The organism is Methylomonas sp. 2F7, from assembly GCF_057126975.1.
The window spans coordinates 3,524,617-3,543,665 of sequence record NZ_CP195203.1; the positions used below are offsets into that span (position 1 = coordinate 3,524,617).

19 protein-coding genes are annotated in these 19,049 nt (G+C 52.4%); 8 read left to right on the top strand and 11 right to left on the bottom strand.

Going from position 1 to position 19,049, the window contains the following annotated elements; all coding sequences use genetic code 11:
• Positions 1-61: 61 nt before the first annotated feature.
• Positions 62-769, bottom strand: a complete 708-nt coding sequence (locus ACR64Q_RS15825) for a PEP-CTERM sorting domain-containing protein (RefSeq protein WP_026601956.1) — start codon at positions 767-769, stop codon at positions 62-64.
• Positions 770-1,511: 742 nt separating this feature from the next.
• Here ACR64Q_RS15825 and ACR64Q_RS15830 point away from each other — a divergent pair.
• Together ACR64Q_RS15830 and ACR64Q_RS15835 are read left to right on the top strand one after the other, a co-directional pair.
• Positions 1,512-2,192 carry a hypothetical protein gene (locus ACR64Q_RS15830; RefSeq protein ID WP_026601957.1) on the top strand — a complete coding sequence of 227 codons (681 nt, stop codon included), beginning with the start codon at positions 1,512-1,514 and terminating at the stop codon, positions 2,190-2,192.
• 319 nt (positions 2,193-2,511) lie between these two features.
• On the top strand, positions 2,512-3,018 hold the full coding sequence (locus ACR64Q_RS15835; RefSeq protein WP_026601958.1) for a glutathione peroxidase: 507 nt from the start codon (positions 2,512-2,514) through the stop codon (positions 3,016-3,018).
• Here the strand turns inward: ACR64Q_RS15835 and ACR64Q_RS15840 are convergent.
• From ACR64Q_RS15840 to ACR64Q_RS15860, 5 genes are all read right to left on the bottom strand, one after another.
• Positions 3,008-4,189 (bottom strand): flagella assembly protein FlgT middle domain-containing protein, encoded by a 1,182-nt coding sequence (locus tag ACR64Q_RS15840; RefSeq protein ID WP_313732421.1) that lies wholly within the window; start codon positions 4,187-4,189, stop codon positions 3,008-3,010. The two genes, ACR64Q_RS15835 and ACR64Q_RS15840, sit on opposite strands and share 11 nt — an antisense overlap.
• Positions 4,179-4,865 carry a hypothetical protein gene (locus ACR64Q_RS15845; RefSeq protein ID WP_313732422.1) on the bottom strand — a complete coding sequence of 229 codons (687 nt, stop codon included), beginning with the start codon at positions 4,863-4,865 and terminating at the stop codon, positions 4,179-4,181. Before ACR64Q_RS15845 ends, ACR64Q_RS15840 begins: the two co-directional genes overlap by 11 nt.
• Positions 4,866-4,979: 114 nt before the next feature.
• A complete protein-coding gene (gene rsfS / locus ACR64Q_RS15850) occupies positions 4,980-5,321 on the bottom strand; it encodes a ribosome silencing factor (RefSeq protein WP_026601961.1) in 342 nt (113 codons plus the stop codon).
• Positions 5,322-5,963, bottom strand: a complete 642-nt coding sequence (nadD, locus tag ACR64Q_RS15855; protein WP_026601962.1) for a nicotinate-nucleotide adenylyltransferase — start codon at positions 5,961-5,963, stop codon at positions 5,322-5,324.
• Positions 5,963-7,201, bottom strand: coding sequence for a glutamate-5-semialdehyde dehydrogenase (locus ACR64Q_RS15860; protein WP_409521191.1), 1,239 nt, complete (start codon positions 7,199-7,201; stop codon positions 5,963-5,965). Before ACR64Q_RS15860 ends, nadD begins: the two co-directional genes overlap by 1 nt.
• A gap of 241 nt (positions 7,202-7,442) precedes the next feature.
• Between ACR64Q_RS15860 and ACR64Q_RS15865 the strand changes: the two genes are divergently transcribed.
• Complete coding sequence (locus ACR64Q_RS15865; protein WP_026601964.1) at positions 7,443-8,555, top strand: NADH:flavin oxidoreductase/NADH oxidase; 1,113 nt, start codon at positions 7,443-7,445, stop codon at positions 8,553-8,555.
• 196 nt (positions 8,556-8,751) lie between these two features.
• The gene (locus ACR64Q_RS15870; RefSeq protein WP_026601965.1) at positions 8,752-9,969 is read left to right on the top strand and encodes an MFS transporter; all 1,218 of its coding nucleotides are present in this window, start codon (positions 8,752-8,754) and stop codon (positions 9,967-9,969) included.
• 30 nt (positions 9,970-9,999) lie between these two features.
• On the opposite strand, the gene ACR64Q_RS15875 is transcribed toward ACR64Q_RS15870, so the two are convergent.
• The 5 genes from ACR64Q_RS15875 to htpX form a co-directional block, all read right to left on the bottom strand.
• The gene (locus ACR64Q_RS15875; protein WP_197026947.1) at positions 10,000-10,143 is read right to left on the bottom strand and encodes a hypothetical protein; all 144 of its coding nucleotides are present in this window, start codon (positions 10,141-10,143) and stop codon (positions 10,000-10,002) included.
• 531 nt (positions 10,144-10,674) lie between these two features.
• Entirely contained in the window at positions 10,675-11,967 is a 1,293-nt protein-coding gene (locus ACR64Q_RS15880) for an MFS transporter (protein ID WP_026601966.1), read from the bottom strand.
• 85 nt (positions 11,968-12,052) lie between these two features.
• Complete coding sequence (locus tag ACR64Q_RS15885; RefSeq protein ID WP_026601967.1) at positions 12,053-13,063, bottom strand: catalase family protein; 1,011 nt, start codon at positions 13,061-13,063, stop codon at positions 12,053-12,055.
• Positions 13,064-13,260: 197 nt separating this feature from the next.
• Positions 13,261-13,488, bottom strand: coding sequence for a DUF2835 domain-containing protein (locus ACR64Q_RS15890; protein WP_313732423.1), 228 nt, complete (start codon positions 13,486-13,488; stop codon positions 13,261-13,263).
• 43 nt (positions 13,489-13,531) lie between these two features.
• The gene (htpX, locus tag ACR64Q_RS15895; RefSeq protein ID WP_026601970.1) at positions 13,532-14,407 is read right to left on the bottom strand and encodes a protease HtpX; all 876 of its coding nucleotides are present in this window, start codon (positions 14,405-14,407) and stop codon (positions 13,532-13,534) included.
• A gap of 112 nt (positions 14,408-14,519) precedes the next feature.
• On the opposite strand from htpX, the gene ACR64Q_RS15900 reads away from it, so the two are divergent.
• The 4 genes from ACR64Q_RS15900 to ACR64Q_RS15915 all read left to right on the top strand — a co-directional run bounded on the left by ACR64Q_RS15900 (position 14,520) and on the right by ACR64Q_RS15915 (position 18,901).
• Entirely contained in the window at positions 14,520-15,629 is a 1,110-nt protein-coding gene (locus ACR64Q_RS15900; RefSeq protein ID WP_020484992.1) for a PQQ-dependent sugar dehydrogenase, read from the top strand.
• Positions 15,626-16,234 (top strand): NUDIX domain-containing protein, encoded by a 609-nt coding sequence (locus tag ACR64Q_RS15905; protein ID WP_026601971.1) that lies wholly within the window; start codon positions 15,626-15,628, stop codon positions 16,232-16,234. Before ACR64Q_RS15900 ends, ACR64Q_RS15905 begins: the two co-directional genes overlap by 4 nt.
• Before the next feature lie 336 nt (positions 16,235-16,570).
• A complete protein-coding gene (locus ACR64Q_RS15910) occupies positions 16,571-18,142 on the top strand; it encodes a PQQ-dependent sugar dehydrogenase (protein ID WP_026601972.1) in 1,572 nt (523 codons plus the stop codon).
• Positions 18,143-18,163: 21 nt separating this feature from the next.
• Complete coding sequence (locus ACR64Q_RS15915; protein ID WP_313732424.1) at positions 18,164-18,901, top strand: hypothetical protein; 738 nt, start codon at positions 18,164-18,166, stop codon at positions 18,899-18,901.
• Positions 18,902-19,049 lie beyond the last annotated feature (148 nt).

The window sequence follows — 19,049 nt, forward strand, 5'->3', positions numbered from 1 at the left end:
TTTCTGGAAAAAAAACGCCGGTTTAACCGGCGTTTTTAAGGCGTGTAAACAAATCGGACAATCAGACTTTGTTTTTACGTGACAAACCCATGCCCAACAAACCCATGCCTAGCAAAGCCACAACGCTTGGCTCTGGCACGCTCCCTTGACCGCCACCACCACCGTTGCGTGTGTAGTTACCTATCAGGAAGCCGCTATCGGAACAACCAGCACAACCTGCCGTACTTAGCGACTGCAAATGAGCACCCAATTGACCGGCAGGTAACGTAGCTTCAGAGCTCTGTAGTGCCGCTGCGGAATAAAAGTCATCCAAAGTCCAATTACGGTTTAAGGTTGCGGTAAACGACAAATTCACGGCATTAGTGACGTTGTTTCCGTTGCCTGGCGGATCAACGGCTTCAAATAGAAACGTGGGATTGAAGTTCCCCCCGCCTACTGTCGACGCTGGATTGCTGATAACCCAACCTGTTGGCGAAAACCCACCAAAACTCAAATTTCCGGGGATGACTGAAGACCCTAGATTGAAATAAAACTCGTCAAGCTTTGCATTTGGATGCAAAGGCGAAGCGATATCCACTGTCCAAGTAGCGACTGTGTCAACGACATTAATGCCAACGTTGATGAACAGGTTATCTGGATTATCAGTTCTGGGATCGCCTGTTAGGCTACCCGCTACGCTAAATGAGGCCGCTTGAACGCCGCCTCCGAAAATTGCGGTTGACGATAAAAGTCCCGCTAAGAATATGTGTTTAATCGTTTTGGTTTCCATAATTCCCCCTAATATAAAATCTGCACAATCTTTGAATGCTTTCTTTGGTTAAGTTTCCGTTAGGCATAGCACGAAACCATATAAATAATCAGCAAATAGCAAGCCAAAAAAAATTTAAATTTATAAAACAGATGTTTAAATAAAAATCATCATCTCGAAACAATTTCAAACGCCACGAGTTGTAAATTTTTATGTCAGCATTTGCTTACATTACGCGCATTACAATTCAAACCTACTTGGGCATAAACTAAGAAAAACTGAGTCGTGACATCTACTTAATCAGTTTTGTCCCAGCGATTCTCATAAGATTGTTTTTTACAAATCCAATGTCAGAGAGCTTTTACAAAGCAAGTTCAGGAAAAAATCCCGACGCATTGTCAATTAAATTTAACACTGCTCCCGACCAAAAATTTCATTTGGGAATCCATCATTCTTGACTGTAAAAAAAACTGACACAACACTTGCACTGTTGAATGTTTTGTAAGTCATGATCGATTGACCCAATCGAAAAATTGAAACTTAGTTTTTTCAAGACAGAAAAGCTACCAGGCGCAATGCGCCTTGCAACTCGACAAATCAACTATTTCAACGATCTATGGTATAAAGCGCTGCGATTTAATCGTAGCGCTTCCATCATGCTTTAGAATACAAGCCGCGGAAGCTATATACCTAGAAAGCCAATCGGTAACGCTGTAGGTGTTAATTTGTTTTGGATTAATAACAATATTGAGGGGGACAAATCATGATAGAACTTCTAATAATCGTAGTGCTGGCAGTAGTCGGTTGGCTGGCCTGGAAAGGCAAACTAAAACTCAAACCAATCGGCAAGACGCCAGAAAACAAACAGGCGACACCACCTCAACAAGCAGCTTCCCGTGCAGCGAATTCCCCTTCGCAACCCCATACGCCTTCGCCAACGGCTCCAATAGCGCAACAACTCGAGACACTGGTAGCGCCCCCAACCCAAGCGCCTGAGTCGATTGCCGAACCAGCCCCACAAGCGCCAATCGTCACCGCAGCTACCGAAGAACCGAGAACTCCGGCGGTAGAAGCGCCGGCAATCAATCTACCCGAAGATTCGATATTAAAACGCCATTATCTGGCTGCATTGCAAGCGGAGAAAGAAGCCCTTAGCAATCCCTATCCCACCGACTCCGTGCTACGCCGTCACTACGAAACTCTGCATAAAATCACATCGCCTCAACACTCAGAAACGGCAGACTTATCGGAACCAACCCAGCAGCCAGTCACTGTTACAGAAACAGATCTTACTGAAAAATCTTCAGTACCGACGCATGACCTTGACCAATTACGCCGCGAGATTGCAGCGGAATTGCCGGCACCGCCCACCGATTCGGTGTTGAAACGCCACTATGACAGTTTGCTGCAAACCAAGCTGCAACAACGACTATCAGGACAATAAGCACTGGGCAATCGCCGAAGGTTTCAACAGCCGCCCATACAGCCAGGCAACTATGGGCCCTGTCCTCCCGCGAGAGAATGACCGAGGCCCCGTATTTCCAAACTATACTGAAGTTCCTTCCGACAACCCCCACGCAAAAAAGGGTATTGTCACGCTATAGATTTTTGACAATCCGATGAACAACGGTAAGCTCGGTGAATATTTGTCTATGGATCTTGATCGGGATGCATGGACCTAAGAGGGGCTTTAGCCATTGCAACTCGATGGACAGCGGGATGCAAGACAAGCGCAAGTAATTCCATAACGGACCAGTATCAGCATGAATGACATATACCAATTCTCGGCCACTAACATTAACGGCGAAACTGTTTCTTTAGAAGATTTCCGCGGCAAAGTGCTACTAATCGTCAACACCGCCAGTCAGTGCGGTTTTACGCCGCAATACCGCGGCTTGGAAGCGTTGTACCAAACTTATAAAAGCCGGGGCTTGGTGATACTAGGATTTCCGTGTAATCAGTTCGGTCAGCAGGAACCCGGCGACAGCCAAGAAATAGCCAGTTTTTGCGAATTAAATTATGGCGTGAGTTTCCCGATGTTCGAAAAAATCGATGTCAACGGTAACAACGCGCATCCGCTCTACGAGTATTTGAAAAACGCGGCACCGGGCATTTTGGGATTTAATGCCATCAAATGGAATTTCAGCAAATTTCTTATCGGGCGAGATGGCAAGGTTTTTAAACGCTATGCGCCGATAGACACACCGGCAGGCATGAGCAAGGACATCGAGCGCTTACTAGGCTTGAGCGACGCGCCCGTCAAGGCGTAGCGAAACTTTTCACCCAGTCGCCTGGCCTGACTGCACCGGCAACTGCCGTTGAATCAAGAGTACCCGCCGCAGTCGTCGCACTAACGTCGGTTATCGTCAAAATACCCTGCGATTCCCCCAAACCGGCTCCCGCCACACCGCCGGCGGACGCGGAATATATCATCAGCCTGTCGCCGATTTTGATTTTATCCTGAGCGCCGGCCGCAATCACAATCCGATTATTACCGGCCTGTATTACCCGGGTGGTAAAAGGATAACAGCCAAATAATTTATGAATGTCTTCGCTGGCTTCCTGAATAATCTCGCTGATGGCGTGACCGGCGGATGTCGAGTTGAAGCGGTCACTACCTACCGTGTAGCCGCTCGGCAGCGAGACGTCGCCAAGTATGGAATCGGTATAACGATGTTGAAACAGCAAGGCACCGCTAAAACCATCGTAAACATATACGTCAATCCCGACACTCCGGCGAGCCACGAAATCCCTGACCATGGATTTTAGATCCGCCAGTGGGCCGCTACCGCGCACATATTCGGTGGACTCCACGCGAAAGTCGCGAATCACGCCGGACAATACAAACTGCGCATTCTGCTGCTTGGCGATATTCAGAATTACCGATTCGGCTGTACCCTCGGCAAAGCGAATCTCCGGCGCCATATCGGGCCGGCTGTATAAAGAGGTGTTGGTCAGATTACGGCCGATAAAATCGCCGGTTTCCATCAACTGATTATTAATTTCCCTGGGGATGCCGCTGTATAAATCCTGGCTTTCGGTGCCGCTGATTTGATCGGCATTCATGACCGGAAAGCCGGTGGCGACGATTTTCTTCCGATACGGCGAACCGCAACGCTGTTTATCGGATAACACGGCCAGCACTTGCACATGGTAGAGATCGGCATCCTGCCACTCGTCGACCACCTTAATATCGCTGACCAGTAGTGCCGAATTATTGTTACGTTTTAATTTTAGGGAGGCGTTACTCACTGCATCGTCGATAGCCGCACGACGAGCTGCTTCGACACCTCCGCCGACAATTGGCGCACTACCTTGCACGCTAACCTGCTGACCGGACGCGGCAACGCCATTCTCATCACCGCGCCGCTTACTATTGCCGCTGCTGCATGCAGCCAGCAAGGCGATCAGCACCACTGTTAGCAAGTTTCTATAAGGCACTATAAAATCCGTTGATCAACAAATACTGAAGTATCGTTCGCAAACCGGTATTGGCAATCCATTCGACATCGTAAAGACCAGCTTCCAGCAAGGTGTCGTCCACGACATTAGCCTTTTTGGAAAAGCCTGCCACATAATATTGATCGCTACAATCCCGAGCACCGCAAGCCAGGTTGGCGGAGGTCTCCGTCGCAGTTTTATAACCTAACCGCGTAAACGCCAGCTTGTTATCCTCCTGTAAACACTGCCCTACCAAAGCAGTATCGCCAGACATACACTGGTAAAAACGCGGGCTAAGATGCAATTCCAGAGTCGTTTTTAAACTGTCTCTAACAGTCCGATAATCGGCGGCGCGCGCTTCGCGTAAGTAACTATCCAGATAAACCCGGTAGACCTCGTCGCGCATCACCTGAGCGCCGACGGTAGTTTGATTGCCCAATCTTTCTTGATACAACAAATCCGCCAAGCCGCGATAGGCGTCCAGTTTGGCGGCTTGTTGCGCCTGTAACCAGCGCTGATTAACCGCCAGTTTACCGCTGTCGTCAAAACGGCTATAACCGGTAGCGCGCAGGGTTTTTCCGGCAGTCGGCACCTCGGCATTTTTACCGCCCACGGACGCGCACCCCGTCGCGACTGACATTATCAACACCAAACAGATTGTTTTGAACGCTTTCATAACCCCACCTCCTACTCGCCTAAGTCATCGACTACTTGGGCTTTTTCTTGAGGGCGGATGACAAATTCTGCCCTTGGTCCGCTGGAAATTTCTTTCGGCAATTCGCGGAGAAAACTAACTATGCGTCTTGTCGCCTGCCACTGACCACAGTTTTTCCAGCTGATACAGTTCGCGGGCTTGACCGGTCATCACATGCACGATTACATCGCCCAAGTCCAACAAGATCCAGTCTGAACTTTGGTCTCCTTCCAACCCCAACGGCTGCTGTCCCTGCTCCTTGACCTTTTCCATCACATAGTCGCACAGCGACTTGGCGTGCCGGGACGAAGTACCGGTGGCGATGACCATATAATCGGTAATACTGGTTTTGCCGCGCACATCGATAGTCTTGATGTTAAGGCCTTTGCGGTCGTCGAGCTCGGTTTCGACCAGCTTTAGTAATGCTTCTGTTTGCATTCAATTTCCTGTGAGATGAATGGGGGGTTGATATAAACGATGCCGCCGAATCAATTCGATGACCCGGTCCGGCAGTAAAAATTGTGGATCGCGTCCGGCAGCCACCAGTTCGCGGATGGCGGTGGCTGAAATCGCCAGCGCAGTGACTTCTTGGAACGTTAAAAGCCCGGCTGTCTGCCGACTAAACTGCGTCCGGTCCTCGGCGATTCGCTCCTGTAAAAACGCCGACAGCTCCAGTCCTGCATAGCCAGGTCGGGTCATGACCACGATGTGCGCATAATCGAATAAGCGCTGCCATTGGTGCCAGCGCTCCAAACCGGCAAAGGCATCGGCACCGATAAACAGCAACAGCGGTGTATTGCCTATTTCGTTACGCAAGGAATGCAGCGTATCCACCATATACGAGGGCCCCTCCCTATCCAACTCGCGTCTATCCACGCTAAGGCCGTGAGTATCGGCGACAGCGGCTTCCAGCATTTGCAAACGCAAGTGCGCCGGCACGTCGGGTTCTTGGCGATGCGCAGGCACGCGGCAGGGAATCAGACGCAGCTGCTCCAACTCGAACAGCTCTTTCACTTCCAGCGCGGTGCGCAAATGGCCGTAGTGGACCGGATTAAACGTGCCGCCGTATACCCCAATCATTATTGGCGGATATGGCCGTCGCCCAACACGATGAATTTCAATGAGGTTAAACCATGTAACCCAACCGGACCGCGAGCGTGCAATTTGTCGGTGCTAATGCCAATCTCCGCCCCCAAACCGTACTCAAAGCCGTCGGCAAACCGAGTGGAGGCGTTGACCATCACCGAACTAGAATCCACTTCCCGCAAAAAGCGCCGCGCTAAGGTGTAATCCTCGGTGACAATGGCCTCAGTATGCGCCGAGCTGTAGGTGTTGATATGCGCAATCGCCTCGTCGATGTCCGCAACAATCTTGATAGACAAAATCGGCGCCAAATATTCGGTATGCCAATCTTCCTCGGTGGCGCGCACGGCAGTTTTGATCAAGGAACAGGTTTTCAAACAACCGCGGAGTTCCACGTTTTTTTCTGTGTATTGTTCAGCCAAAATCGGCAACACCGTGGCGGCAATGCTTTCCGCCACCAGCAAGGTTTCCATCGCATTACAGACGCCGTAACGATGGGTTTTCGCGTTCATGGCAATCGCCACCGCTTTATCCAAGTCGGCTTTGCCATCAATATAGACATGGCAAATGCCGTCCAGATGCTTGATGACCGGGATGGTCGCTTCGCCACTGATACGTTCGATTAGACTTTTGCCGCCGCGCGGCACGATCACATCAACATAATCCTTCATCGTGATCAATTCACCGACTGCGGCCCTATCGGTGGTTTCCACCACTTGCACAGCCTGCTGCGGCAAGCCGGCAGCGGCCAAACCGCTGGCGATGCACACCGCAATCGCCCGATTGGAATGAATCGACTCGGAACCACCACGCAAAACACAGGCATTGCCAGACTTCAAGCACAAAGCTGCCGCATCGACGGTGACGTTGGGCCGGGATTCGTAAATGATGCCGATCACTCCCAAAGGCACCCGCATTTGTCCGACCTGAATACCGCTGGGCTGGTAGTTAAGGTTGGTAATTTCCCCGACTGGATCGGGCAGCGCGGCAACCTGTTTCAGACCTTCTATCATCGCCTGGATGCGGGCCGGCGTCAGTTCCAGACGGTCCAACGACGCCGGATCCATACCATTCTGTTTACCGGCTTCCAAGTCTTTGCGATTTTCGCTGGCAATTTCGGCACTGCCTACGGCAATAGCCTCGGCGATTTTCAACAAAGCATTATTTTTCCGCCCGCTTTCGGCCTTGCTGATCTCGCGGCCAGCCGCTCTGGCCTGTTGCCCCAATTGCTGCATGTACTGTTTAACGTCCACAATTATCGACCCGATGATTTGGAAAAGCCGGCATTATAGCAAGCCGGGCTCAGTTGCAGCGAAAACGGCAATAGCCGCTACGATTCCGGGCAACGTCAGTCACAACCAGCCTCGTTACAGACGCCGATTCATCTTGATTAATCTAGCAATTGCCAAGTACGAATCGACCTCGTAGACTGCATTACAACGGTTGCGACACTCTCCATTCCACAGGGACACTGATATGAGTCAGCTTTTTTCTCCATATTCCATCGGCTCGGTTACGCTGCCCAACCGTATCGTCATTGCGCCGATGTGTCAGTATTCGGCGGTCAACGGCGAAGCCAACGATTGGCATTTAATACATCTAGGCAATTTGGCGATGTCTGGCGCTGGCTTGTTGATTATTGAAGCCACCGCCGTAGAACCGGAAGGCCGCATCTCACCGGCCGATCTCGGCCTCTGGTCGGACGCGACCGAAGCTGCACTGGCCCGCGTTTTAAGCGCGGTGCGAAAATATTCGAACATACCCATTGCGATTCAACTGGCGCACGCCGGTCGCAAGGCTTCCACCGCCGCGCCTTGGGACGGCGGCGGTCTGGTCAATACCGAACAGGGCGGCTGGCAGACGGTTGCCCCATCGGCGTTGGGCTTTATGCCGGACGACTCGAAGCCGACCGCGCTTGATGCGACCGGTTTGCAACGCATCCTGCAGGCATTTGCGTCGGCTGCAAAGCGCGCGCATAAACTGGGCCTCGACGCCATCGAGATTCATGCCGCTCACGGCTATTTGCTGCACGAATTTCTCTCGCCCTTGTCGAATCAGCGCCACGACGAATACGGCGGCTCGCTGGAAAACCGCATGCGTTTTCCACTGGCGGTGTTCGAGGCGATGCGGGACGCAGTGCCAACCCAAATGCCCATCGGCGTGCGGATCTCCGCGACCGACTGGGTGGACGGCGGCTGGGACTTAGCGCAAAGCGTGATCTTTGCTAACGCCTTACAAACGCGCGGCTGCGCATTTATCCATGTCTCCAGCGGCGGCCTGTCGCCACTGCAAAAAATCCCGGTCGGCCCCAATTATCAAGTACCGCTGGCGGCAAGCATCCGCGCTGAAACCGGCCTGCCTACCATCGCCGTTGGTCTGATCACCGAAGCTGAAGAAGCCGAAGCCATCGTCGCCGACGGCCGGGCCGATATGGTGGGTTTGGCACGCGGTATTCTGTACGATCCACGCTGGCCTTGGCATGCCGCCGCCAAGCTGGGCGGGCAAGTGAACGCGCCGCCGCAATACTGGCGGTGCCAACCGCGCGAGCAAAAGGCTTTATTTGGCGATATTCAATTTCGGCAGCGCTGAGCGAAATCACAGACTATTTGGCCGGGATCAATCAACCCGTTATAGTCATCACACCTCAAACTTCGCTTTTTCGATTCCCTCACCCCTGCCCCATCCATAAGTGCGAGGGAGCAGATGTGCCGAAACTTGAAGTGGGGAAACTATAGTAAATTCGACCATACAGCTGGAGCCGGCTGTATTTCAAAACTGGACATTCATGCGTTTTTTAGGCACTTCAAATCCCGCGTTTCTAAAACTCTTAATTTTTCGCGTGCTCATCGTGCTGGCCTATCAAATCGTGGCGATTGTGGTGGGTTGGCATATCTACGAACTGACGCACGATCCACTGGCACTAGGCCTGATCGGTCTGGCCGAAGTGATCCCGTATTTTTGCAGCGCACTGTTCGCCGGTTACGCCGTCGATCATTACTCACGGCGCTGGTTTGCGATTTCGGCGTGTATGCTGTTATGTCTGAATGCCCTGACCTTGACCGCCATCGCGGCGCAATGGATCCCCGACAACCCGTTAGCATTGATGTATGGCTCCATAGCCGTCACCGGCGTGGCGCGCGCCTTTATCGGCCCATCTTACAGCGCACTGTTCGCCCTGGTTTTGCAACGCGAACACTATGCGCGGGCAGCTGGGCTGGGGAGCTCGGTGTTTCAATTTGCTCTGGTAGCCGGCCCGGCACTGGGTGGCGTTCTGGTCGGCTGGGCCGGCAAGACGGTAGCTTATGGTATATCCGGAGGTTTATGCGTGCTGGCGGCGCTGGCTTTGCTGTCGTTGCGCATCAAGGAACCGCCGGCCGCGCAAAGTGCGCCGATTTTTACCAGTATCGCCGAAGGCCTGCGCTTTGTATTCAATAACCAGATCATCCTTGGCGCGCAGTCGCTGGATATGTTTGCCGTGTTGTTTGGCGGCGCGGTCGCCATGCTGCCGGCCTTCATTCACGACATATTTCATTATGGCCCGGAAGGTCTGGGGATTTTACGCGCCGCACCCGCCGTCGGCGCAGTCATGACCGGCTTATTCTTGGCCAGGTATCCGCTTAATAAGCACGCCGGACGTTGGTTATTGGTTGCGGTCGCGGGCTTTGGCCTGTGCATGATCGGCTTTGCGCTTTCAACAAATTTTTGGGTGGCTGGCCTGGCCTTACTGTTATCCGGCGTCTGCGACGGGGTATCGGTGGTGATGCGTACTACCATCATGCAATTGGCCACCCCGGATACCATGCGTGGCAGAGTAGCGGCGATCAACGGCATATTCATAGGCTCGTCTAACGAACTGGGCGCATTCGAATCAGGGGTTGCCGCGCGGCTGCTGGGCTTGGTGCCGTCAGTAGTTTTTGGCGGCGGCATGACCCTGTTGGTAGTGGCGATTACGGCTAAATGGGCGCCTAAACTACGCAGGCTGGAGCTTGATCAGCTCCAGTAAGCTTGGTTCCACAAACTAAAAACAGCTGCTTTATTCGGACTTTTTTCCGCGCATCAATAAAAAACCTGCGCCAATCGTGGCTACTACCAAAACCAACATTAAGATCGGATGCTGATAAAACATGTCAAAAAACGCGCCGGTACTTTGCGACGTACCTCTGTAATACGGTCCCATGATTCCTCCTAAAGTATCAATCAATAGCCAGCCTCTAGCTCAAAGCTTGGTTAAGGGTAGAAAATTTACCTTAGAATTTCGCTTTGTCGAGTTTTGTCTACATTGCCAAAACCGCCACTCTTTCCGCTCAGCATCTAACCAAGCGTTCAAGTTGACTGCGCTCAAGCTTACGAAACGCCTGTGCGATTAACATTATTCTTCTGCTTACTTGGAACAAGCTTATTAGGATTTCTCGATTAAAAAAGCCGTAAGCACTAAGCCTACTTTGCCTCAATTATTATTGGGCGGTAAAAAGTTTACTGTCTTTGCGGTCAATCTAGCCCTTGAATAATCAAGCGTCCTGTTTGTGGCGCTTTCTCATATAGGCACCGTCAACTTCACAAGTACGTATCTTTGCTGTTGGAAATGGTCAAGGGCCGCTTTAGCGTCTGAATCAGCCGACTAACATTCCCTGTTACTGCGGTTAGCAGCGCGCCGAATTGGCTCATTGGTTGTGCTCATGGACAAGTCGCCAGCCCAGCTATCCATTCATCAATGATCCAAGCACGACACCTGCATAGGCTCTTTCATCGTGAAGGCCACCAGCATCGACACGGCCGCGCACGCGCTGACGTAGTAGGCAAACCATTCCGCGTGACCCAGACTTTTCAGCCAAAGAGCCAGATACTCGGCGGTGCCGCCGAATATTGCCACGGTCAGCGCATAGGGAAAGCCCACCCCCAAGGCCCGAATATGCACCGGAAACATTTCGGCTTTAACGATGGCATTCACCGATGAGTAACCGGAGACAATCAGCAATGCGCAGACATACCATCCCAACGCGGATTCCATCGTTTGCGCGTGCCCCAATAGATCAAGCAATGGTGCAGTAAACAGGGTAGCGCCGACACCGAAGGCGATCAACATCGTGCGGCGGCCGACATAGTCAGAGATCAGGCCGAACAACGGTTGAATCAACATGAAGACGATCAAGGCCAGCGTGCAGATTGTGGTGGCATCGTCCTTACTAAAGCCGGTGGTGTTGACCAGGTACTTTTGCATGTAGACGGTGAAGGTGTAGTACGACAAGGTCCCGCCGGCGGTCAAAGCCACCACGGTCATTACCGGTTTGGGATAGTTCAGCAGCTCACGTAGTTTGGGGTGCCGGGCCGGATATGTATGCTGCTCGATGAAGGCCTTGGTTTCGGCCATATTGCCGCGCAGGCCCATCGCCACCACAGCCAGCAAACCGCCGACGATAAAGCCGATACGCCAACCCCAAGCGTGCAGTTGCTCGCTGCTCAATAGGCATTTTTGCAAAAGCATTAATAAACCCAGAGCCAGAATTTGCCCCAGGACAATCGTGACATATTGAAAACTGGAGTAGTAACCGCGTCGCCGTGGTGCCGCCATCTCGCTCAAATAAGTGGCGGAACTGCCGTATTCGCCGCCGATGCTGAAGCCTTGCAACATGCGGGCGAACAGCAACAAGGCCGGCGCCCACATGCCGATCACCGCATAGCCCGGCGTGCAGGCGATGATTAACGACCCCAAACACATCAAGCTGACCGAAAACAGCAAAGCGCTTTTGCGACCCTTCCGGTCCGCCAGACTACCCAGCAACCATCCGCCCAAAGGCCGAAAAATAAAGCCCACCGCAAATATCGCGGCATTGTTCAGCAACTGGGCGGTTTGATCGGTTTCCGGGAAAAAAGCCGGGGCAAAGTACAAGGCAAACGCGGCGTAAATGGCCCAATCAAAATATTCCACCAGGTTGCCAACCGAGCCACTGAAGATATTCAACAAGCGCCTGTGTTCCGAATGCTGGTCTGTGGGTTTGGACATATTGCTTAAACCGAAGAGTTTTTGACCACCTTAACCCATATCAGCGTTTAGACCAAAAGCCCCAGTTAGCCTCTTTGAATTGCCGTTAAATATCCCAACTATTTGGCTCCATTCTGGGCACCTTGTTTGCTTCGTGCCGAAACGTAGAAATCGCGTTATAAATGATTTTGCGCGCCCGATTGACGCCGCCCAGCGGCCGGTGTTCCGGCAAGGCATGCCAGGGGGTGAAGGACAAATGCTCGCCAAACGTGTTCTGCGCCTCAGTGTCGAACACCTGTTGAAAAATCCTGATCGTCGCCACTTTACGAAATGGCGAAAGCGTTTCCGGCCATTCGACGCCGGGATCTTCAATCGGCATCGCTTCGGGATCGGTCTGCAGTTGCACGGCAAAGTCAAACACCGCATCGCCAGACTGTAACTGTCTAACCATTGCCAAACGCAAATAATCGGCCGCCGGCTTGCTCGGAATGCTATCGGGAGCTGCGACATGCGGAATGGCTGAATATTTAACCGCCCGGCTACCCAACAAATAAGGCGTGGCGCTGAAATAGCGAATCTGCAACGGATTGGCGAACTTGTGCATGCTGCGCAACAAGTTGAATACCACCCGCCAATGGCTCAAGAAAAATACGATTTTTGCCAATACGCTGCCGGTCAGCGCCTTGACCAGGGCATCAAACTCTTCAACATCTTTGGTCACAAAGCGACTGGCACTGATCAACAGCAAGTCATGAGTTTGCGCGTGCTTTTCCGCGTCCAGAAGTTTCTCGCCGGGCACGCCCATCAATTTGATGGCCATGCCGCGAATATCATTGTCATGGTCAGGATTGATCGTGCCACTGGCGTTGGAAAAACGGATCCAGGCTTGATAAGTTTTTGGCTCTTTAAAAAGACCAATTTTCAGTTCTTCCGGCAAATCCGCCTCGACAATAAACTCAGCCTTGACCAAACCGTGCATTTTGGGATGTGCGTCTCGGCGCATGATGCCGGTGGGATTGTCCTGGATAATTTTGGCTTTTAGCCGCGCCGTTAGGTCTTCTATCACTTGGGATTCGTTGGGCGGGATAATTTCTTCAGCCAATTGTTTTTCACTCATAACTGCCTCCTAACCATCTTGTTTTATTTTACAGTTGTGGAGCTTACTCTAAGCCCAGTATTTCGAACGCTAGAATATTAAGCAGTTTGGATTCAACTCGCATCTAAATTATTTATCTAAAACAAGTCTGCGAGTTGTAGGTCGATCAAGACATACAATTCCTCTGTGGATTCAAAGGCTTGTAAATTGCCGAACGTTTAAGTCAATTTTTTGATGCCGACAAATTTATTCCCGGCAGCCAGTTCCATTTCAAAATGGCCCTGAATGCCTGTTTTGGTCAGATAACGCTGAATATTGCCCGCCGGAAACACGACGCGCCGCCCATCGTCGGCGACGGTCACCACGGTTTTGGCGATACCTTGATACACGGCCAAATATTGGTCGTAACTTAAATCAAGTTTGAAGCGGATGAATTGATTGGCCATAAAAAAAGCCGCGCCGATAGATCCGGCGCGGCAGGGGAGCAATCTAACGCATGTTTTGCAAGGCGGCGATGCGTTCTTCCAAAGGCGGATGGCTCATAAACAAGCGTTGTACGCCACCACCGTTGATACCAAATGCCGCCAATTCGCCGGGCAATTCAGCAGGCTCATGCGAACGTTGTAAGGCACGCAAGGCGCCGATCATTTTCTGCCGGCCGGCCAAATTCGCACCGCCAGCATCGGCGCGGAATTCTCGGTAACGCGAGAACCACATCACCAGCATCGAAGCCAAAATCGACAAGGCGATTTGCGCGACCATTTGCGTCACGTAATACGCCGGACCGTAACCGCGTTCGGTTTTAAATACGACTCGGTCCACCACGTAGCCGATGATGGTGGCGAAGAAATAAACGAAGGTATTTACCACGCCTTGCATCAGGGCCATCGTCACCATATCGCCGTTGGCGACATGGCTAATCTCGTGACCGACCACCGCTTCCACTTCATCGGCACTCATGCTGCGCAGCAAACCGGTACTGACCGCCACCAAAGCATTGTTACGGTTGGCGCCGGTGGCAAAGGCGTTGGCTTCCGGAGCATCGAAGATACCCACTTCCGGCATACCGATTCCGGCTTGCCGGGCTTGGCGCTCGACCACGCTGATTAACCATTGTTCGGTTTGGTTTTGCGGCTGCTCGATAACGTGCACACCCATCGAACTTTTAGCCGACCATTTGGACATGAACAATGAAATCACCGAACCGGTCATACCGATGACCGCCGACATAGCCAGCAAGCCTTCGATGTTCAAGTTGACGCCTTGAGCATCCAGTGCGCCTTGCAAGCCAAATATACTAAATATGATGCTGATCGCAATCATGATGGCCACGTTGGTGGCCAAAAACAGCAATATTCTCATCATGGCGTAACTTTCCTGTGTTGTTATAAAGTGGGTTTAATCTGGGGAGCCGAAAGATTAAATTCAAGACTATAGAGTGTTAACATCTGCCAAAGTTTACTTGAGGGACATAAAAATGAAAATTATAAAGTCGCTGTTGATGCTGTTTGCCGCCGTACCGGTTTGCTTGGCAGCCACCCCCGAACAAGAAGCCGTGCTAAAACAATTACGTCTGCCGCCGGGTTTTAATATCAGAATATTTGCCGACGACGTTCCCAATGCCCGGCAAATGGCGCTGGGCGACAATGGCGTGGTCTATGTCGGTTCCCGCCAAGGCAGCGTCTATGCGGTACAGGATAAGGATGGCGACGGTGTTGCCGAACAAAAATATCTGATCATTCAACAGCTCAATCTACCCAATGGCGTGGCTTACAAAGACGGCACGTTGTATGTCGCGGAAATTCACCGCATCATTCGTTTCGACGAGGTTGGTCAGCGCTTGGCCAGCCCGCCCAAAGCGGTCACGGTATTCGACCAGTTTCCCTCCGACCGCCACCATGGCTGGAAATATCTGCGCTTCGGACCCGACGGCAAGTTATACACCGCCGTCGGCGCGCCTTGTAACGTCTGCGACCCGGACAAACCGATTTACGGCTCGCTAATTCGCCTGGACCCGGATGGTAGCGATATGGAAATCCTAGCGCGCGGCATCCGTAACACGGTGGGGTTCGATTGGGAAACCCGCAGCGGCCATCTGTTTTTCAATGACAACGGCCGCGACTATCTGGGCGATGACATGCCGCCGGACGAACTGAACGAATGGAACCAAAAAGGCGAGCATTTCGGCTTCCCGTATTGCCATGCCGGAACCATTCCAGACCCGGAATATATAGGCGACAAGCAATGCTACAAATTCAAGGCCCCGGCCTGGAAATATAAAGCTCACATTGCCCCGCTCGGCATGCGTTTTTATACCGGCAAACAATTTCCGGACACTTATTTCCGGCAGTTGTTCGTCGCCCAACATGGCTCTTGGAATCGCACCGTACCGCAAGGTTATCAGGTGAATGTGGTCAAATTCCGTGAAGGCCAAGCCTATAATGAACTACCCTTCATCAGCGGTTGGCTGACAGCGGAAGGCCAAGTACTAGGACGGCCGAACGACATTATTCAAATGCCGGACGGCAGCTTGTTGATCAGCGACGACAGCTTGGGCGTCATCTACCGGGTAACCTACGGCCGATGAACGACAAACAATTTCAAATACTGGATACGCAGGTTGTTTATGAAGGCTTTTTCCGGCTGGAGCAATACACCCTGAAACACACGCTGTTTAACGGCGGTTGGAGCCCCCCTTTAAAGCGGGAATTGTTCCGCCGCGGCAATTGCGTGGCCGTGCTGCTGTATGATCCGAACCGCGACGAAGTGGTGTTGATAGAACAGTTCCGCGTCGGCGCGGTCCTGCAACCGGAACGGGCGTGGCAGCTGGAAATTGTGGCCGGCGCCATTGAAGCAGGTGAAACCGCTGAAGAAGTCGCTTATCGCGAAGCCCGCGAGGAAGCCGGGTGCGAGATAGAAGAACTCATCGAAATAAAACAGTTCTTCACCACGCCCGGCGGCTCATCGGAGTGGATTACCCTGTTCTGCGGCCGGGTCGATAGCAGCAAAGTGGGAGGCATTCACGGCCTGGCCGAGGAAGATGAAGACATCCGCGTCACAGCCGTCAAATTCGATGAGGTATTTCAAATGCTGGAAGACGACAAAATCGAATCCGGCATTCCCATCCTCGCCATCCAGTGGCTGTATATTCATCGACAGAAGTTACGCGACCAGTGGTTGGCCAGGACCTAACTCGTTAGCCCCGTAATCAGGATTTCGGCATCCCCCTTCTGCCCCCAAGGCATGCCGATATGACAATTCCGAGAAGGCACGGGGCATTCAACTGAAGCGGCTTGCCGACACGGTAAGTTTTTATATTTCGCCATTGAACCTTTGTGCTACAAACCGGAACTCACCCACTGTGAAAGCTAGTGCCGTTTCGCTGTCAAATGGGTTGATCAGGGTAAAAAACTAACGCTTTTCAGTTAGGTAAGTCGACAAACAGCGTTGGCTAAGGCATAAACCAAGTTTTGCCAATCCGCTTCGCATTGGTTTCACATTCCTTCTTCTTTCCCGAGGGCAATACTTATGAACCGAATAATATCGCTGCAACTCCCCGGCAACATCGCGCATCAATCTATCTCCCGACAGCGCAACACCCTACCTTTCAAGACCTTGGCAACGGCCATCAGTATTGCCGCAGCTCTAGCCGGCCCAGTCAACGCCGACTCGATTCCGGCCACCGTTCTGGACCCTAATTTACAGGTCGGTGTGGCGGTCAGCGGACTTACTCAGCCGATTGGCGTGGTGTTTTTGGCGGCCAGCGATATGCTGGTGCTGGAAAAAGCCTCCGGACAAATCAAGCGGGTGATCAACGGAACAGTGCAAGCAACACCGGTGTTGGACTTGGCGGTCAATTCAAATTCCGAACGCGGCCTGCTAAGCATGGTTTTGCACCCGCAATTTCCCGAGGTGCCGGAAGTCTTTATCCGCTGGACCGAAAGCAGCACCGGGGCCGATTCCACGGCGGTTTTGGACGTACCGCTTTCGGGAAACCGCATCGACCGCTTTCGCTGGGACCCTACAGGCGGCGGACGCTTGGTATTCGACCAAAACATATTGAAGCTCCGCGCGCTGCAAACCGACAACATCCAGGTCGCCGGACAACCGCCCAGCGCCAACGCCAATCCGCAAGGCAATCATAACGGCGGGGTAATCAAATTCGGCCCGGACGACCATCTGTATGTCTACACGGGAGACCTGGGACGCCGGGGCTGGATGCAGAACCTTGCTAACGGCCCATTCCTGAAAGCACCGTTAGTAGACGATACCTATAGCGGTCCGGAGCCGGACGACGAGCACTTATCCGGCGTGATTTTACGCATCAATACCAATGGCAATGCGCCGGTAGATAATCCGTTTTTCGCGACCGGCGCGGGGATCGGCGGCGAAGTGGGCGCCAATATTCAGAAGATTTATTCCTACGGTCACCGCAACGGATTTGGCATGGCGTTTGATCCTGTTAAAGGTAATTTATGGGAAACCGAAAATGCCGACGACGCCTTCAGCGAATTGAATCGCGTGATTCCCGGCATGAATGGCGGCTGGATCCAGTTTGCCGGTCCCGCCAGCCGGATCGCGCAATTCAAGGCAATAGAAACTACCCAATTCAATAACGCCATGCAGCAGGTGCGTTACCCACCAACCCGCATTGCCTATACCTCGGCGCTCGGCAAAGCGCGGCTGTTCTCGCTGCCAGGCTCGACCTATGTCGACCCCGAACTGAGCTGGAAATACGAGATTGGCCCGGCCGGCGCGGCTTTTGTCGATGGCGATACGCTCGGGGCTGAGTACAACGGCACGCTATGGATGGGTTCTTCCAGAGGCTTCGCGCAAGTGGGTGCGAATGGCGGCAGCTTGTACCGTATCAAGCTCACGGCCGATAGATTGCATGTCGATGTCAGCGCCGACCCGCGCTTGGCGGATAAAGTCGCCGACAATCTGTTTCGTGCGCAAAAATTCGACGGCACAGAAAGCGAAACCTTAAAAATCGGCAGCGGCTTCGGCACCACCACCGATATAGAGCAAGGCCCGGACGGCAATTTGTACGTTGTATCCATAACCGACGGCAGTATTTACCGCATCAGCCGTAAGCCTTAAACCTAACAGGAGTAACATGTGATGAACACATTCAGCAACTTAAAGTCAGTGGCATGCTTGGGGATATTGATCGGCAGCTTTTCCATGCCGAGTCAGGCCAATTTGTTAGTAAACGGCGGTTTCGAGTCGGGTTTTAATAACTGGACCCGCGCCGATCAACTCGGTAGCGAAGGTAGTTTTTTTCAGCAAAGCGGGACCAGCAGCCCGGAAAACGGTTTTTCGGTAGCAGCACCCGTGGAAGGTAGTTTTGCGGCAATGACCGACGCCCAAGTCGGCGGCAGCCATGTCTTGTATCAGGACTTTGTGGTGCCGACCGGCGTGGGCATTACCAGCCTGGCGTTTTCTTTGTATCTGAATAACGCCGCTGACAACTATTACAATCCGGGACATCTGGATTGGGCAACAACCGGCACGCCAGGCTCGACTAATCTCAACCAGCAAGCGCGCGTCGACATTTTGAGCACCACGGTCGATCCGTTTAGTACCACTGTTTTACAGAACCTATTTCAAACCAATACCGACGATCCTCTTGAATCCGGCTACACCGCCTTCTTGATCGACATCACTACCTTGCTACAAGCGCATCAAGGCGAGACCTTACGCCTGCGTTTTGCCGAAACCGATAACGTCGGCCCTTTCAATTTTGGGGTGGACAACGTCAGCATCTCCCAGGTGCCGCTACCGCCGGCCATTTGGTTGGCTTTATCCGGCTTCTCCGGGCTGTTTTGGCTGGGTCGCCGCCGCGAAGCTTCGGTCTGATAATCGCTTGACGGATGTTGGGCTTGCCGGCCTCGACATAGCCCAACATTTCGATGCAAAAATTCGCCCTATTAACCCGGCCCTTAAACTCCGTGAATTAATTATTCCGGCAAAGGCCGGAGCGGCGGTATTTGATAAACAGCTAAAT

Bases quoted from the DNA above. Each gene is read 5' to 3' on its own strand.
- ACR64Q_RS15825 (WP_026601956.1), bottom strand. From the start codon at position 769: ATGGAAACCAAAACGATTAAACACATATTCTTAGCGGGACTTTTATCG.
- ACR64Q_RS15830 (WP_026601957.1), top strand. From the start codon at position 1,512: ATGATAGAACTTCTAATAATCGTAGTGCTGGCAGTAGTCGGTTGGCTG.
- ACR64Q_RS15835 (WP_026601958.1), top strand. From the start codon at position 2,512: ATGAATGACATATACCAATTCTCGGCCACTAACATTAACGGCGAAACT.
- ACR64Q_RS15845 (WP_313732422.1), bottom strand. From the start codon at position 4,865: ATGAAAGCGTTCAAAACAATCTGTTTGGTGTTGATAATGTCAGTCGCG.
- rsfS (WP_026601961.1), bottom strand. From the start codon at position 5,321: ATGCAAACAGAAGCATTACTAAAGCTGGTCGAAACCGAGCTCGACGAC.
- nadD (WP_026601962.1), bottom strand. From the start codon at position 5,963: ATGATTGGGGTATACGGCGGCACGTTTAATCCGGTCCACTACGGCCAT.
- ACR64Q_RS15860 (WP_409521191.1), bottom strand. From the start codon at position 7,201: ATGCAGCAATTGGGGCAACAGGCCAGAGCGGCTGGCCGCGAGATCAGC.
- ACR64Q_RS15865 (WP_026601964.1), top strand. From the start codon at position 7,443: ATGAGTCAGCTTTTTTCTCCATATTCCATCGGCTCGGTTACGCTGCCC.
- ACR64Q_RS15870 (WP_026601965.1), top strand. From the start codon at position 8,752: ATGCGTTTTTTAGGCACTTCAAATCCCGCGTTTCTAAAACTCTTAATT.
- ACR64Q_RS15875 (WP_197026947.1), bottom strand. From the start codon at position 10,143: ATGGGACCGTATTACAGAGGTACGTCGCAAAGTACCGGCGCGTTTTTT.
- ACR64Q_RS15880 (WP_026601966.1), bottom strand. From the start codon at position 11,967: ATGTCCAAACCCACAGACCAGCATTCGGAACACAGGCGCTTGTTGAAT.
- ACR64Q_RS15885 (WP_026601967.1), bottom strand. From the start codon at position 13,063: ATGAGTGAAAAACAATTGGCTGAAGAAATTATCCCGCCCAACGAATCC.
- ACR64Q_RS15890 (WP_313732423.1), bottom strand. From the start codon at position 13,488: ATGGCCAATCAATTCATCCGCTTCAAACTTGATTTAAGTTACGACCAA.
- htpX (WP_026601970.1), bottom strand. From the start codon at position 14,407: ATGATGAGAATATTGCTGTTTTTGGCCACCAACGTGGCCATCATGATT.
- ACR64Q_RS15900 (WP_020484992.1), top strand. From the start codon at position 14,520: ATGAAAATTATAAAGTCGCTGTTGATGCTGTTTGCCGCCGTACCGGTT.
- ACR64Q_RS15905 (WP_026601971.1), top strand. From the start codon at position 15,626: ATGAACGACAAACAATTTCAAATACTGGATACGCAGGTTGTTTATGAA.
- ACR64Q_RS15910 (WP_026601972.1), top strand. From the start codon at position 16,571: ATGAACCGAATAATATCGCTGCAACTCCCCGGCAACATCGCGCATCAA.
- ACR64Q_RS15915 (WP_313732424.1), top strand. From the start codon at position 18,164: ATGAACACATTCAGCAACTTAAAGTCAGTGGCATGCTTGGGGATATTG.